This window comes from Bacillus sp. FSL R10-2780 (genome assembly GCF_038006125.1).
Classification (GTDB): Bacteria; Bacillota; Bacilli; order Bacillales; family Bacillaceae_G; genus Bacillus_A; species Bacillus_A cereus_U.
In genome coordinates this window covers 2,269,176-2,285,895 of record NZ_JBBOUQ010000001.1, presented here as the reverse complement: position 1 = coordinate 2,285,895, position 16,720 = coordinate 2,269,176, and the positions used below count along the sequence as shown (strand labels likewise).

The following is a 16,720-nucleotide window of genomic DNA, read 5'->3' as shown; positions in this document are numbered from 1 at the left end:
AATGAAATGAAAAAAGTTTTTGTAGATATATATTTGATGTTTAACTTAGGAGATGACTTATTTTTAGATATATTGCTGAAAAAATACCCAAATAGCATGTTTACCGTTAATTATCTGGGGAAAAGTTATGATCAACTTATTTCAAAATATAGTAATGTAAAGAGAAGAAAGTACACATTTTTTGATAAAATTGGGCAAAGGCTTAAATTATCTGATTCTATAACAAACTATGATCAAGTTGCGGAAGAGCATGATGTCTTGTTATTTATAGGAGGTTCAATTTTTAGAGAAGAGGAGTATCATAAGTCGTTATATGAAGATAGGATGAGGATGGTAAAAGAGTTTAAGAAAAGAGATAAGCAAGTTTATATACTAGGAGCAAATTTTGGACCGTTTACAACGGATGAATTTTTAGAAGATTATAAAAAACTTTTCATGTTATGTGATGATGTATGTTTTAGAGATATGAACTCATTTCAATTATTTGAAAACTTATCACAAGTTAGGTATGCGCCTGATATTATTTTTAGTATGAATGTAGATGGATATCGTAAAGAAAAAAAATCAAACAAAATCGGATTTTCAATTATTGATGTGCGGCATAAAAAAGGATTATCAACTTATTATAATCAGTATGTACGAAATACTGTAGAAGCATTGGAGTTATTAATAAGTAAAGGATATAAATGTTATTTAATGTCATTTTGTGAACGAGAGGGAGATTTGGAAGTAATAAATGTAATAAAATCCCGCCTCTCGTCTAGAGCGTTACAAAATATTATAATCTATAGTTATAATGGGAATTTAAAAGAAGCTATCGAATTGATAGCTTCTTTTAAATTGTTAATTGCAGCGAGATTTCATGCAAATATACTAGGGTTATTATTAGATGTTGGGGTTGTGCCTGTAATATATAGCCAAAAAACTAGTAATATGCTTAATGATATAAAGTTTAAGGGTACTTTAATAAATATGGATAATTTGCATATGCAATATGATGAAAATATTATAAATAAGTCATTATCTTATAAATTAGAACGGAATATTATAAGTGGTAGAGCTGATAATCATTTTGAAAAACTAAGTAGATTTTTAGGAACATAAAAATTTACATTGGAGGAAATATGAAAAAAAAAATCATTTTTATGGTTATAAATATGAATGTGGGCGGAACTGAAAAGGCATTACTTAATATGATAGCAGAGATGCCGAAAGATCAGTATGATGTAACGATTTTAATGTTGGAAAAATACGGAGGGTTTTTAGGTTCAATTCCTAGAGAAGTTCAAGTTAAATATTTGGAAGGATATCAAAATATAAAGGATACACTAAATAATTCACCGTATATAGTTTTTATGGATTTACTAAAAAAAGGAAAGATTATAAAAGCCTTTAATGTTATTTTTTTTCACTTAATATGTAAGTTAATGAAAGATAGAAGTCTTTTTTTTAAGTATGTATTAAGGGATTATCCTGTAATTGATAATGAATATGATAGTGTAGTTGCCTATGCGGGACCTATGGACTTTATAAGTTATTTTGTAGTAAAGAAGATAGTGGCCAAAAAGAAAATTCAATGGATTCACTTTGATGTTACAAAGGTTTCTTTTAATAAAGTGTTTTCAGCGAATATATATAAGGAATTTGATCGAATTTTTACAGTATCAAATGAAGCGAAAAACAAGTTGATTAGCATTATACCTTCTATAAAAAAGAAAACAGACGTATTTCCAAATGTGATTTCCTCAAATTTAATTCAAAAACAAGCAAAAGATGGTAAGGGATTTAGTGATAATTTTACTGGGTTGAGGATATTGACAGTTGGTAGATTAGCCAACGAGAAAGGACAAGATTTAGCTATACGAGTATTATCTAGATTAATTGGTGAGGGTTTCAAAGTTAAATGGTATTGTGTAGGTGATGGGAGTTCAAGAAAGCAGTATGAAGAACTTATAGAGCATTATTCGCTCAAAGATACATTTATTTTACTAGGAGAAAAAAGAAATCCATATGTTTATATGGATGAATGCGATATATATGTACAGCCGTCTAGGCATGAAGGATATTGTATAACACTTGCTGAAGCAAGATACTTAAATAAAGCTATTGTGACAACGAATTTTACTGGTGCTAAAGAACAAATAAGACATGAGGAAACAGGACTAATTGTAGATGTAGATGAGGATGATATTTATGAAGCTATAAAGAAATTGGTGATTAATCAAAATTTATGTGAATATTTTTCTCGGAATTTAGCGATAGAAAATTATGATCAAGGCATCAAAAAAAAGAAAAGGCTTTTAAAATCAGAAACTTCTAATTGTTTATAAAGGGACAATAAAATTAAATTTTAAAAAGTAGGTAAGGGATTAGTAAAATAATAATACTGCTGAAGATGAGGGCTCAATTTGGAGGGAAAACATCAATAATATGTTAGATAGTTTTGATTAATTAAACTATTAATTATGTTAGATGAAAGGTAATTTGTTAAGATGAAAAATCAACTTAAAGCCGGTGCATTACTATCATATGTGGCGTTATTTATTAATAGTATTATATCAATAATATATACTCCAGTTATGTTGAATTTTCTAGGTCAATCAGAATATGGTGTATATAGTTTAGCATCTTCGGTGGCAGGTTATGTGGGGATATTGAACTTTGGATTAGGAAATGCAGTAATCAGATATACAGCAAAATATAGAGCTTTAAAGGATGATGAAGGAATCTCGAATTTATATGGAATGTTTTGTGTGATGTATGGAGTATTAGGAATATTAGCATTAATAGCTGGCACAATATTAACTATAAATGCTGATAGCATGTTTTCACACTCTTTAAGCATGGATGAAGTTCATACGTTAACAATTTTAATGTGGATAATGATAGTGAACATATCTACAGGAATAGGATTTGGTTTTTTCAGTGTTGTCATGTTAGCTTACGAACGGTTTGTTTTTCAGAAAGTGATAGGTATAGTGTATGCCATTATAAATCCCCTTATAATGTTACCCTTTCTTATTAAGGGTTATGGTTCTATTACAATGGTCATAGTGACAACACTGTTAAACTTGATGGTAATTTTGATTAACATATACTATTGCTTCAGAGTGCTTAAAATTAAAATTTTATTTAAAAAGGTTGAAAGAGGGTTACTAAAAGAAATAATAGTATTCTCATCATTTATTTTTCTGAATTTAATAATTGATAAAATATATTGGTCTACGGATCAAGTTATATTAGGGATATTTAGCGGAGCAGCGGCAATTTCAGTATATTCAATTGGAGCATCTTTTACAGGATACTTTTCGGGTTTTTCAACAGCAATATCCAATGTGTTTTTAAGTAGGGTGACAAGTATGGTAACAAAAGATGTAACAGACAAAGAAATCTCAAATTTATTTATTAGAATAGGTAGAATTCAATATATTATATTAGCATTTGTTTTTAGTGGATTTATTGTTTTTGGGCGAGAGTTTATTCATTTATGGGTTGGTAAAGAATATAATGATGCTTTTATTATAGCTATTATTATTTTGGTACCCATGATCGTATCGTTAATGCAAAGTATAGGGGGGATTATACTTCAAGCGAAAAATATTCAAACATTCAAATCGATAGTCTATGCTATTACAGCTGTAATTAATGTACTGATAAGTATTGTATTTGTAAAATGGTGGGGAGCTATAGGTGGTGCTGTAGGAACTGCAGTGGCATTCACTTTAGGTAATATAGTGATAATGAATATATATTATTGGAAAAAAGTTAATATAGATATACCTAGATTTTGGAGCAATATTATGAGGATGAGTTCTACTGTTGTAATAAGTGTGGTATTTGGGGCGATAATGAATCATTTTTTTCTTGAATATAGTTGGGGGTTATTAATTATTAAGATTAGTATATTTTCTGTAGTATATATTTACTTACTATGGTTGTTTGGGACGAATGAATATGAAAAAGATTTATTTATGAAGCCAGCAAAAAATATAATATCTAAATGTAGAAAGCGAATGTATAGGGTACATTAGGGATAATGTACAGGATTGGAGATCAGGGGGGATTTATTTTTAAATACAAATAAAAATGGTTAATCCCCTTTAATCGTTCTTAATATCGAATATAATGGTTCATTATGTTGATTTGGTGGAGGCTAATTATGAACAAAGATATGAGAGAGAACTCGAAAATACTATTGGAATACGATAAGAGTTTTAGAAGCAAACCACGAATAGCATATATTTTACAAGTGCATAAAAACCCAGAACAAGTAAACCAGTTTATAAGTCAACTGATTTCAGAAAAATATGGGGATGTATTTGTTCATATAGATAAAAAGAATTTCGATGAAATATATCCTTTGATCTCTAAAAATGAAAATTTAAAAATATTAAATAAGAGTGTGGATGTACAATGGGGAGATATTAGTCAAGTAGAGGCAACTATTCTGCTATTAAAAGCAGTATTGGAAACACAATGTAAATACGATTTTGTCTGTTTTAGAAGTGGTCAAGATTTAGTAGTAAAAAACGGATTTGGGGAGTATTTATTAAAGAATAGCAATAAAATATTTATGACTGCAACACATGTAGATCGAAATAATCCAGATGCGGCTTTTCCAAATATCAGGTGGCCAAAAGTTACAAGAAAACAATACAGTATATTCCATCCTTTTAGGTTTTTCAGAAGATTGATCATGATTCTATATGGATTTGGAATAAATATATTTTCAAATCAATATAAATTACCTGATAAAATGGAATTTTACCACGGCTCACAATGGTTTTGTATTCCGTTGGATGTTGTAAAATATATTATAGAGTTTTTGGAACAAAATAGCTGGTATTATTATTTGTTTAAATATGCGTTATGTCCAGATGAATGGTTTTTTCAGACAATTATAATGAACTCAGATTTTAAATGTCAGGTAATAAATAATAACTTAGTATATTTAAGATGGGGAGAGGATTATAAAAATAAAAATCACCCTATAGTATTTACACTGAAAGATGTTAATTCAATTGAAATGTCAAATCAATATTTTGCAAGGAAATTTGATCGAAGTGTAGATGAAGAGGTAATAGGATACTTTGCGAATAGATACAAGACATAGTTTGTAGTATACCTATTTGTCCAACGTTAGAGAGGTATACCTTTTTAGTCAAGGAAGTAGAACATCTATCCATACAATAGATCCACTAAATGAATATGATAGTTATTAGAAAATCATATACAATATAAGCGGATATTAATGGGGGTAGATGAATTAAATGGTTATATATATGGTTGAACTCGATCGCTGGGGAATAAAAAATGATGCAACTTTTCCTTTGCAAACTACACAGGGCATAAATAATGCTTTTGTATGGGCTAGGGATAATGGCTTTCAAACTGTTCAGTTACCTGAGGGGAAATATTTAATAGATAAAAATAATGTGATAAACTTTTGTGATAATACAACGTATAGACTTTATAATTGTATATTTATCAAGGAATCTAATAATCTTCCGAAATATAACATATTATTATGTGATGGAATAAAAAATGTGAATATAGAGGGAGCAATAATAAAAGGTGATAGAGAAACTCATGACTATTCAAGTGGTGGTACACATGAATGGGGGCATGGGATTCAATGTAAAGATTTATGTTATAACATATTAATTAAGGATTGTGAGATAAGTGAGTGTACAGGGGATGGAGTTGTAACATCTATGGATTTTTCAGCACTAGGTGGCATGCAGCACCCTGCGCATTTTGCACAAGGAGATTTAAATAGTAAAGGTGAATTAGACAGTACAAAATCTGATTATACAACAGTAACTAAATTTTTTGATGTTACAGGAAGCCTAGTAAAATCTGTTGGATATTTTTATTATTCTGGAGATGGATACGGTGGGTATGGAACAGGGAGCAATTTAAACAAAACTATTATTAAGGTACATTTTTATGCGGAAGATAGATCATATTTAGGGTATAGAAATACAAGAACGTATGAATTTGTGTATTTAAATTCAATGCCTGCTAATACGAAAAAAGTAAGATTTTCGTTTTTACAAAATTATGCATTGATGAATGGGAATTTACATTATGTATTGTGTGCTAAAATACCACAATATATTAATGTAAGCAATAGTAAGCTTTATCAAAATCGCAGGCTCGGGGCTTCAGTTAATGGAGGAAGGTTTGTGACGTTTGACAGTTGTGAAATTTTTAATAATAGCAATCCAATGAGCCGTTCTGTTGGGTGTAATCCAGGCTACGGTATAGATGTCGAAGATGGATATATGACAAATCAAAAAATTACGGTTAGAAATACTCACGTTTATGATAATCGAGCAGGTGCATTTATATGTATAAGTACACGGGGTGTGTTTTTAGAGAATAATAAATTTAAAGGAATTGTTAGTTTCGGGGGGAGTGGGGATGATTACGCCTCTTTAAATAATGTTTATTATGGACCAATATCAGGAAGGTCTATAACAAGTGGATTAGAAGCTGATGGAACTTTTTGCTCGTTCACAAATGATTCTATATTTGGACAAATGTGTAATATAGCAGGAGGAAATACGACTTTGGATGGTTGTGTTTTTTCAAAAAGTACAATTTCTTTAAGTGGAGAAACTATAAAAATTAACAACTGTAAATTTACTTTTGACGATCCGGATGTAAATGGAGTGTTAGATTTTAGAAGTAAAAATATAGAAATATATAATTCCTTATTTGATATTAGGAGAGCGAAAGGAATTGCAACAACTGGTTATGCTCAAACAGAAAATGCTATATTCTCTAACGTGAAATTTTTAACTACTGAATCAAGCGGTGGTCATTATGTTGGTGCTAAAAGATTAATTCTTGAAAAGTGTGAGTTTATTCATAAAGGAGAAACACCTAATTATAGTCGTATGATGGCGGCCGAATTTATGAGAGTTGAGAATAATATCTTTATAAACCAATCTTTTAGATTTGATGGTGGAGATATATATGGTAATGAGAATTTAGCGAAAGATACGGGGTATCCAACGCATAGTTTTAGAAATAATCGGATTGTTTGGGAAAAACCTTATAGTTTAGCGGTTCATGAAGCAAGAGGACCAGGCGTATCATTTATTTATATACCAAGATTAGAGGTTATGAATAATAATATAGAGGTAAATGGTAAAGTTACTTCGCTTGGTTCACAATATACGCTAAGGGTGTTCACGGAAAATTATTTGAATGTTTCGAATAATAACATTGTTACGAATAATGAAATTGGAATTAATACGATGGGAACAATAGTGATCGAAGGGGCTTACAGAAAAAAAGATTCAGTGTTGCCGACACCAAAAACAACTATAATATCTCAAGGTAATAATTCAGTTAATTCAAATATAATCTTTACGAATAATGTTAATTCACAATTAGAAAAGAATATAATAGGAAATATACCGCTTTCATCTACAGCAGCAGTAGAACCTAATTATGGAAAGTACATTCGTGGAGAAGTAGTATTTAATGCTACTCCAATTATTGGTGGATATATTGGGTGGGTTTGTATAAGTCCTGGTACAGCGAATGGAAACAAGTGGACGGCGGGTAAAGAGTATTCAGTAAATAGTTTAGTAAATGCCAGTGGAAAAGTGTATAAAGCTATAACAGCAGGTATTAGTGGTGCGAATGCTCCTTCGCATAATAGTGGTATAGGCACAGATGGAAAGCTAGAGTGGCAATATGTTGATATGTTAGCAGTATTTAAACGTTTTGGTTTGATAGAAGGTTAGAATAATTTTATTCTAACCTTTTTTATGTTTTTTTTATGTAGGTAATATGAATTGATTAATAGGTGAAACTTTCGAGGAAAAGATTGAAAGCAAATAAAGGGTTAGGAGAGTGATAATAAATGAAACGATGTTTTGATATGTTTATTTCTCTATTTTTATTATTGTGTTTTTCTTTTGTTATAGCTTTAATAGCCATTTTTGTTAAGTTTAAATTAGGGTCTCCAATATTCTTTAAACAAGAGCGTCCAGGTTTATATGGAAAGCCATTCAATCTTTATAAATTTCGTACGATGACTAATGCTAGAGATAGTAATAACGAACTGCTATCTGATCACGCTAGATTAACTAAATTTGGGGAATTTCTTAGGAAATATAGTTTAGATGAATTACCTCAATTAGTAAATGTGCTAAAGGGTCAATTAAGTTTAGTAGGTCCTCGGCCATTATTAATGGAATATTTACCTTTATATTCGAAAGAACAATTTAAAAGGCATAATGTAAGACCTGGAATCACCGGGTGGGCTCAAATCAATGGAAGGAATAGTATTTCGTGGGATGAAAAATTTAAGTTAGATGTATGGTATGTTGAGAATCAAAGTTTTCTTTTAGACTTGAAAATTTTATACCTAACTTTTAGGAAGGTTTTAAAGTCGGAAGGGATAACAAATGATAATCATGTGACTATGCCAGTTTTTAAAGGGGGAATCGAGCGTGGGAGATAATAAAATGAATATTCTGTTTACTAGCTCGGGTAGGAGGGTCGTTTTAATTAAAAAATTTAAGGAAGCACTTAAACAAGAGGGAATCAAAGGGAAAATATTTACTGCAGATTTAAAAGAAACTGCTCCTACCATTCACTATAGCGATAAGCATTTTGTAGTTCCACGTGTAAATGAAGAAGGGTATATAAATAAATTATTAAAAATATGTAGATCTGAAGAAATAAATTTAATAATACCGTTAATTGATACAGAATTAATCCTTTTGGCTAATAATACTAAGGTTTTTGAAAGTATCGGTGTAAGTGTATTAGTTTCTAGTATGGAATTAAATAAAATAGCTAATAACAAAAAATACACATATAACTTTTTTGTTGCTAATAATATACCAACGCCTAGAGTATATAGTGATGAAGAGATTGAAAGAAAAGAATATCAATTTCCACTATTAATTAAACCTTATGATGGCAGTTCTAGTAAAGGTGTAACAAAAATAATGAATGAAAAGGAATTGGAATTTTTTAAGGAGTATATACCTAACGCTATGGTACAAGAGTACGTTTCAGGAGAAGAATACACAATAGATGCCATGGTAGATTTTTATGGAAATATAAAAACGATCGTTCCTAGATTACGTATAGAGACACGAGCAGGTGAGGTAAGTAAAGGTATGACCAAGAAGGATATTGAAATCATCAAAGCGGCAGAAACTGTAATAAAAGCTCTTCCTAATCCTATTGGGTGTATTACTTTACAATGTTTTAAAAAGGAGGATGGACAAATTACGTTTATTGAAATAAACCCACGTTTTGGTGGGGGAATTCCACTATCAATAGAAGCAGGAGCGAATTTTCCACTTTGGACAATTAAAATGTGTCAGGGGGAAGTGTTTATAGATAAGGACTTTGATTGGAGAGAAAATTTAACAATGCTTAGATATGATGAAGCGGTTTTTACGGAGAGTACTTAACATGGTGATTAAAGCAATTGTTTTTGATATGGATGATACTTTATATAAAGAAAAGGATTATATCGTAAGTGGTTTTAAAGCAGTGGATGAGTGGATTGAAGAGAACTACAAGAAAACTGGATTTTATAATGCTGCAATTCAATTATTTGATTTGGGGGAAAGAGGGTTTGTGTTTAATAAAACGCTTGAAAAGTTAAACATTCCTTACGATGAAAATTTGATTAGTAATTTGATAGAACAGTATAGGTTTCATAAACCAGATATTCAATTGTTGGATGAAGCGGAGTGGGTACTAAATAATTTAGTTAATACCGTTAAAATAGGACTTATTTCAGACGGATATTTAGTTACCCAAGAAAAGAAGATTAATGCATTAAAGTTAAAAGGGAGATTTCATTCGATAATTCTCACTGATAAGCTTGGAAAAGAATATTGGAAACCGAGCCAAATTCCTTATGAAAAAATAAGTAAGGAACTACAGGTTCCTCATCAGCAGTGTGTTTATATAGGAGATAATTTAAGTAAGGATTTTATAACTGCCAAGAAACTAAAGTGGATAACAATTCATATTAATAGAGAAGATGGGATTTACCGTAATCTTATAGTTGAGCAAGATTATAAAGCGCATTATACAATTAATAGTTTAAGAAGACTTCCAGAGATCCCTGTATTAAAGCATATGTTTTTAAATACATAATATTTTAAATATGTATAAAGGGTGTGTTTACATGCAAACAGTTCAGCATAAAAAACGAATATATCTCTCTTCACCGCACATGGGCGGAAATGAACAAAAATATATTCAAAATGCATTTGATACAAACTGGATTGCCCCTCTTGGCCCAAATGTAGATGAATTTGAAAGAGAACTTGCATCCTTTGTAGGAGTTAAAGGTGGGACTGCAGTTAGTTCAGGTACGGCTGCCATTCATTTAGCTTTACGGTTATTAGATGTTCAAGAGGGAGATACAGTGTTTTGTTCAAGTTTCACCTTTGTAGCGAGTGCGAATCCGATTGTTTATTTGGGAGCTGAACCGATATTTATTGACTCAGAACCGGAAACATGGAATATGTCACCACAAGCGCTAGCGCATGCATTATATGATGCTAATAAAGCAGGGAAATTACCGAAGGCTGTTATTCTTGTTCATTTATATGGTCAAAGTGCTAAGTTAGATGAAATTCTTTCGCTTTGTAATCAATATGATATTCCTATAATCGAGGATGCAGCAGAATCTCTAGGTTCTACATATAAAGGGAAAGCAAGCGGTACATTCGGGAGGTTTGGCGTTTATTCATTTAACGGAAATAAAATCATTACAACTTCGGGTGGTGGAATGCTTGTATCTGATGATGCGGAAGCATTAGTGAAAGCAAAATTTTTAGCGACGCAAGCAAAGGATCCAGCACCACATTATGAACATAGTGAGATAGGATATAATTATCGAATGAGTAATATTTTAGCAGGTGTTGGGAGAGGGCAATTAAAAGTGTTAGAAGATAGAGTGAGGACGAGAAGGCGTATATTTAATCGGTATTATGAAGAATTATCTCACATACCTGGATTTTATTTTATGCCAGAATTAGAAAATACTCGCTCGAATCGTTGGCTTACAACTATGATGATTGATGAAAAGGAATCTGGTATCTCTATTGGAAAAATATTGACAACCTTAGCAGAAGAGAATATTGAAGCACGTCCTACTTGGAAGCCACTACATATGCAGCCACTTTTTAAAGAAAGTAAGTATTATTATCATCAGAAAGATAATGATGTATCTAAAAGATTATTTGAACAGGGGATTTGTCTTCCTTCTGGGTCCAATATGATGGATGAGGATCAGTGGAGAGTTATTCAGGCGATTATAAATATTATATAACCTGGAATAATTCACAGAGAAACAGGTACATTAAGGTTCATTATAATGAACCTTAATGTTGTATATTTGGTGTATATTCCCATTTGTATATTGACGGAAAAGTAATATAATGATAATTTAAATGTATATATACCTAGGGTTATAGGCGAATCGGAGTGTGTGATTGATTGTGAGTTGAAATGTATATTTTGTTCTTTAAAAAGAATTAAATCGTGAGAGAAAAGTTGTGTTAAATAAAAAAGAACCGTTGTGGTAACTTGTTGTATAAGGGGTGGGGAAAATGAGTGCTATAACAGGTATTATTCATTTTAATGAAGAAACTATATCGATTCAGCATGGCACACAGTTAATGAGTTATTTACAAAAGTACCCTGCTGATGATATTCAAATATGGCATAAAGAAAATGTTTTTCTAGGATGTCACGCACAGTGGATCACACCAGAATCTGTTGGTGAACAATTACCCTTTTATAATTACGAAAAGCAACTGGCAATTACAGCAGATGCTATTATTGATAATCGTAATGAGTTATTTGAAAAATTACAAGTGGATTATGCAGATAGAAAAAACATGACAGATAGTGAGTTGATTTTACTCTCTTATCAGAAATGGGGGGAAGCGGCTCCAAAATATTTGGTAGGCGATTTTGCCTTTATGATTTGGGATGAGAAAAAACAAATTCTTTTTGGAGCTAGAGATTTTTCGGGAAGCCGGACACTTTATTTTTATCGTGGTGAGGAAAAGTTTGCTTTTTGCACTATTATAAATCCGTTATTTACTCTACCATATGTTGATAAAAAATTGAATGAGCAGTGGATTGCTGAATTTTTAGCTATACCTGTAAATTTCGAATCGGTAGATCCACAGTTAACAGTTTACAAATATATAGAACAAGTGCCTCCATCACACACTATTTTGGTAAAGGAAGGCGAAGTGAAGTTTTCACGATACTATACACCAACTGTTGGGAAAATGCTTAATTTAAAATCAAATGAAGAGTATGAAGAGGCGTTTCGAGAGGTGTATCAAAGTGCAGTGAAGGCACGTTTACGAACACATCACCAAGTAGGAGCTCATTTGAGCGGAGGGCTAGACTCAGGGTCTGTCGTTAGCTTCGCTGCAAAGGATTTACGTGCTGAAAATAAAAAGTTACATACGTTTAGTTATGTCCCTGTAACAGGATTTGAAGATTGGACACACAAAGGTAGAATGGCTGATGAAAGGCCATTTATTCAATCCACTGTAGAGCATGTAGGGAATATACAGGATTATTATTTAGAATTGCCAGAGAGAAGCCCACTATCGGAAATTGATGATTGGCTGGAAACAATGGAGATGCCATATAAATTTTTTGAGAATACTTTTTGGTTGAGTGGAGTTTATGAAAAAGCATCTCAGCATGGAATAGGAGTACTTCTTAGTGGTCAAAGAGGTAATTGGACAGTATCGTGGGGGCCTATGTTAGATTACCAGGCAATGTTATTGAAAAAGCTACATTGGATTCGTTTTTATCGTGAACTATATTTATATAGTAGAAATATAGGAGTAAAAAAATCACGTGTTTTTGAAGTGGTAAGACGAAAGGCATTTCCATTTTTGCACCAGTTACTTTTTTCAGGAAAACAAGATGCAAATTCCGCAATAATTAATCCGGAATTTGCAAGGGAAATGAATGTTTTTGACAGACTTAGAGAACAAGAAATAGATATAACAGGCACCTCTATTTCTAATGCATATGACATGAAAAGAGAACAGTTTGAAAAACCATATTATTGGAGCATAAATGGCACGTATGAAACGAAATTATCATTACGTTATGCCTTATGGGATCGTGATCCCACAAATGACTTACGATTGATTCAATTTTGTTTGTCAGTCCCAGAAGAACAGTATGTTCAAAATGGTTTAGATCGAGCCCTGATTCGGAGAGCCACAAAGAACTTCCTTCCTGATAAAGTACGATTGAATCAACGGGTTCGAGGTATTCAAGGTGCAGATGGTGTTTACCGTATGGCTCCTTTTTGGAATGAATTTATTGAGGAAGTTGAAGAACTTAGTGTAGATCCAGTAATCTCTGAATTTCTAAATGTAGAGGTAATTAAGAAAGCTATCTCAAAAATTTGTAAAGAACCTCGACCAGAATATGCATTTGATTTAGATTTTAGAGTTTTAATGCGCAGCTTAATCTTCTATCGATTTATAAAAAAAGCAATATGAAAGGAGGTGATACGTATGAAAAAGGAATGGAAACAACCTGTATTAGAAGTACTTAATATTAATATGACTATGGCTGGGCCTGGGCATAAATATCCAGATGCTGTTCAACCTGACCCAGATGACCCAGTGAAGTACAGTTAAGTCATTGGAAAAATAAAGCTCTTATATAGCTTTATTATATAAGAGCTTTCAAAAAATTGACAATGTGGGGGATAGGATGTTTGATTCTATGGGGAATGTGTTATATCAAGCCTTCGGGTTAAAAATAGTAAGTGAAATTCCATTACCCGAATTGTCTCAGCTGAATGAAAAAAAAGAGATGGCAGATGTTCAAGTTGAAATAACGGATTTGTCAGAACAGTGGCGTAAATATAGCGCAGAAAAGAAAAAAACAATTGTAGTGGAGGATGATGTAGTTATGTTTCATGTTCCTCAAACTGCAATATTTTCTATACAAGCCGGCGAGAAAATCACCTTTTCACCTATGGCAGACGCAGAAGAAGATAAAATTCGCCTATATATTCTGGGAACTTGTATGGGGGCGCTTTTAATGCAACGTAAAACACTCCCATTGCATGGGAGTGTAATTGCCATCGATGGAAAAGCATATGCATTGATTGGTGATTCAGGAGCTGGAAAATCAACGTTAGCCTCGGCTTTTTTGAATAAAGGATATCAGCTTTTAAGTGATGATGTAGTTGCTGTGTCTCTTTTGAATAAAAATACTGCAATAGTTCATCCTTCTTACGCACAACAAAAATTATGGCAAGAGAGCATAAATGAGTTAGGAATGGAAGTAGCGCAATTTAGCCCTTTATTTGAAAGAGAAACGAAGTATGCTGTTCCTGTGAATTCTCAATTCTTTCCTGATCCATTACCTCTTGCTGGTGTTATTGAATTAGTAAAAACACAGGGAGAAGATATTGAGATGACCCGTATAGAAGGGCTCGCACGCTTGTATAAATTATACCGTCATACTTTTAGGAGTTCTTTGATTTCTAAATTAGGATTGATGGAATGGCATTTTGAAACTTCAACTAATATTGCAAGTGGAATGGAAATGTTTCAAGTAAGTCGCCCGACTTCAAGATTTACAGCTTATGAGCTAGTGCAAGTTATTTTAAATACTATACAGAAAGGGAGTATGGTTGGTGGTTGTCCACTCGAGAGAAATATCATTAGAACATAACGTTGTCCAAAGTAAGGGTAATATAGTAAGCGATATGGATGGAGAAAAAGTTATGTTAAATGTCCAAAAAGGAAATTACTATAACTTAGGAGAAATAGGCGGAGAAATATGGGAGCTTATTGAGAAGCCGATAATAATTAATCAGCTTGTTACTATGTTAGTATCTAACTATGATATTGAACGAAAAGATTGTGAAGAGCAAGTTCTTTCCTTTTTAGAGTGTTTGTTTCAAGAAGGTTTAATTCAAATAAAAGACCACCCTAATAAGTAGATTCATAACTTTAAGAGAATTGTTAGGGAGGGATTAATGAATATTGTGAAAAGGTTAAGGGTATTTTTATCACTGAACACGGAAACAAAGCTTTTATTTTTAGAGGCTTTTATTTTTTTAGGGTGGGCGCGTGTATTAAAAAGTATTACCTTTTCCAAAGTTGCACCTTCTTTAGGAGATTACATGAACGAAACATCATTTACTCACATTCAGCCAAACTGGGATACACTAAATAAGGTGTCCGAAGCTATTTCTGTTATGAGTCGTTATACTTTTTGGGAAAGTCAGTGCCTTGTTAAAGCTATAGCTGGGATGAAAATGCTCGAAAAACGTCATATTGAGAGTACACTTTATTTAGGAACTGCTAAGGATAATAATGGAGAATTAATTGCGCATGCATGGTTACGTAGCGGTTCTTTTTATGTTACTGGATCAGAGGGGATGGAGAAGTTTACTGTCGTTGGATCATTTGCAAAGAGGTTAAGTGAGGACACTATTAAAGGAGAATAAAATGAGGAATGATTTTGATCTTGATGTAGAGTTCATGTCTAAGGAATTGAAATTTCTTTTTGCAATTTTGAAGTTACAAGATGACGAAACACTGCAAACTTACAGTAGTGAATGGTTTGCAGATATTGATTGGGAGGTTTTTCTTGAGCAAGCTATGCATCATCGTGTTTATCCGGTGATTTATCAAAAACTTAAACAGGTAGATGAGGAACGAATTCCTTCACATGTTGTACAAACTTTAAATAGAAAATATAAAAATAATACATTTCAAATGCTTTATTTAAGTGCTGAAATGGAACGAATAAATAAACTTTTTAATGAAAATGAGATTCGTACGATGTTTCTAAAAGGGCCTGTACTATCTCAGGACTTATATGGAGATATTTCTTTGCGAACATCCTGCGATTTGGACGTTCTCATTCCTATTCAAAATTTAGAAAAAGTAGAAAAACTACTTTTAGAGCAAGGATATGTGAAAGATGATTATATTCAAACGATATTAAGTGATTGGAAATGGAGGCATCACCATATAACATTTTTCCATCCAACAAGGCGGATCAAAATTGAAATTCATTGGAGGTTAAATCCCGGACCGGGTAAGGAACCTGGGTTTGAAGAGCTTTGGAAGCGAAAGAGAAAAAGTACACTTACGAGTAATTCGGTATATATGTTAGGAAAGGAAGACTTATTTTTATTTCTTGTATCTCATGGTGCCAGACATGGTTGGTCCAGGTTACGTTGGTTAGTAGACATAAAAAAAATTGTCAATCAAGATCTTAACTGGAATGAGATTCATAAATTAATGAGAAAATACCAAATACTTCATTTGGGAGGACAAGCATTAATTTTGGCATCACAATTGCTAGGTACACGACTAAATGAAAGAATGACGGAATTAGTAGCTAAAAAACATTCGAAGCAGCTAGCACAAGAAGCACTGTTTTATTTCAAGAAAATGATAAACTTGCATTCTGAACCTGTTCCTGAAGAAGTACTTGCTTATCATAGTAGACATTTATTTTCACTGATGTCTAATCAGCAAAAAATTATATTTATTTTGAGCCAACTTTATCCTTATCCAATTGATGCAAAAACATTACCGTTACCTAAATCTCTTCATTTTTTATATTTTCCTTTACGTCCGTTTCTGTGTCTTTGGAGGAAAACAAAGGAGCTTGCTTTGTTATAGGGGGAACATCG

The 16,720-nt window shown here is 32.2% G+C and carries 15 protein-coding genes; all 15 read left to right on the top strand.

From position 1 onward, the window contains the following. The first annotated feature begins 6 nt into the window (after window positions 1-6). The 15 genes from NSQ47_RS11890 (at window position 7) to NSQ47_RS11820 (ending at window position 16,709) form a co-directional block, all read left to right on the top strand. Window positions 7-1,104 (top strand): polysaccharide pyruvyl transferase family protein, encoded by a 1,098-nt coding sequence (locus NSQ47_RS11890; RefSeq protein WP_341037011.1) that lies wholly within the window; start codon window positions 7-9, stop codon window positions 1,102-1,104. Between the two features lie 20 nt (window positions 1,105-1,124). Then, entirely contained in the window at window positions 1,125-2,330 is a 1,206-nt protein-coding gene (locus NSQ47_RS11885; RefSeq protein ID WP_341037010.1) for a glycosyltransferase, read from the top strand. Window positions 2,331-2,492: 162 nt separating this feature from the next. Further along, window positions 2,493-4,031, top strand: a complete 1,539-nt coding sequence (locus NSQ47_RS11880) for an oligosaccharide flippase family protein (protein WP_341037009.1) — start codon at window positions 2,493-2,495, stop codon at window positions 4,029-4,031. A 128-nt stretch (window positions 4,032-4,159) separates the two neighbouring features. Next, window positions 4,160-5,113 carry a beta-1,6-N-acetylglucosaminyltransferase gene (locus NSQ47_RS11875; RefSeq protein ID WP_341037007.1) on the top strand — a complete coding sequence of 318 codons (954 nt, stop codon included), beginning with the start codon at window positions 4,160-4,162 and terminating at the stop codon, window positions 5,111-5,113. Between the two features lie 157 nt (window positions 5,114-5,270). Continuing rightward, entirely contained in the window at window positions 5,271-7,763 is a 2,493-nt protein-coding gene (locus NSQ47_RS11870) for a right-handed parallel beta-helix repeat-containing protein (RefSeq protein WP_341037006.1), read from the top strand. A gap of 119 nt (window positions 7,764-7,882) precedes the next feature. Next, on the top strand, window positions 7,883-8,485 hold the full coding sequence (locus NSQ47_RS11865; RefSeq protein ID WP_341037003.1) for a sugar transferase: 603 nt from the start codon (window positions 7,883-7,885) through the stop codon (window positions 8,483-8,485). Next, entirely contained in the window at window positions 8,475-9,452 is a 978-nt protein-coding gene (locus tag NSQ47_RS11860; protein WP_341037001.1) for an ATP-grasp domain-containing protein, read from the top strand. Before NSQ47_RS11865 ends, NSQ47_RS11860 begins: the two co-directional genes overlap by 11 nt. A gap of 1 nt (window position 9,453) precedes the next feature. Then, window positions 9,454-10,149, top strand: a complete 696-nt coding sequence (locus NSQ47_RS11855) for an HAD family hydrolase (protein ID WP_341037000.1) — start codon at window positions 9,454-9,456, stop codon at window positions 10,147-10,149. Between the two features lie 31 nt (window positions 10,150-10,180). After that, complete coding sequence (locus tag NSQ47_RS11850; protein ID WP_341036999.1) at window positions 10,181-11,332, top strand: aminotransferase class I/II-fold pyridoxal phosphate-dependent enzyme; 1,152 nt, start codon at window positions 10,181-10,183, stop codon at window positions 11,330-11,332. Window positions 11,333-11,612: 280 nt separating this feature from the next. Continuing rightward, window positions 11,613-13,550 (top strand): lasso peptide isopeptide bond-forming cyclase, encoded by a 1,938-nt coding sequence (locus NSQ47_RS11845; RefSeq protein WP_341036998.1) that lies wholly within the window; start codon window positions 11,613-11,615, stop codon window positions 13,548-13,550. A gap of 15 nt (window positions 13,551-13,565) precedes the next feature. After that, entirely contained in the window at window positions 13,566-13,691 is a 126-nt protein-coding gene (locus NSQ47_RS11840; RefSeq protein WP_000712621.1) for a paeninodin family lasso peptide, read from the top strand. Window positions 13,692-13,767: 76 nt separating this feature from the next. Then, window positions 13,768-14,739 (top strand): aldolase, encoded by a 972-nt coding sequence (locus NSQ47_RS11835; protein WP_341036996.1) that lies wholly within the window; start codon window positions 13,768-13,770, stop codon window positions 14,737-14,739. Beyond that, entirely contained in the window at window positions 14,702-15,010 is a 309-nt protein-coding gene (locus NSQ47_RS11830) for a lasso peptide biosynthesis PqqD family chaperone (protein ID WP_002146238.1), read from the top strand. Before NSQ47_RS11835 ends, NSQ47_RS11830 begins: the two co-directional genes overlap by 38 nt. 36 nt (window positions 15,011-15,046) lie before the next feature. After that, the gene (locus tag NSQ47_RS11825) at window positions 15,047-15,520 is read left to right on the top strand and encodes a lasso peptide biosynthesis B2 protein (RefSeq protein WP_131230854.1); all 474 of its coding nucleotides are present in this window, start codon (window positions 15,047-15,049) and stop codon (window positions 15,518-15,520) included. 1 nt (window position 15,521) lies between these two features. Continuing rightward, window positions 15,522-16,709, top strand: coding sequence for a nucleotidyltransferase domain-containing protein (locus NSQ47_RS11820; RefSeq protein ID WP_131230856.1), 1,188 nt, complete (start codon window positions 15,522-15,524; stop codon window positions 16,707-16,709). The last annotated feature ends 11 nt before the right edge of the window (window positions 16,710-16,720 follow it).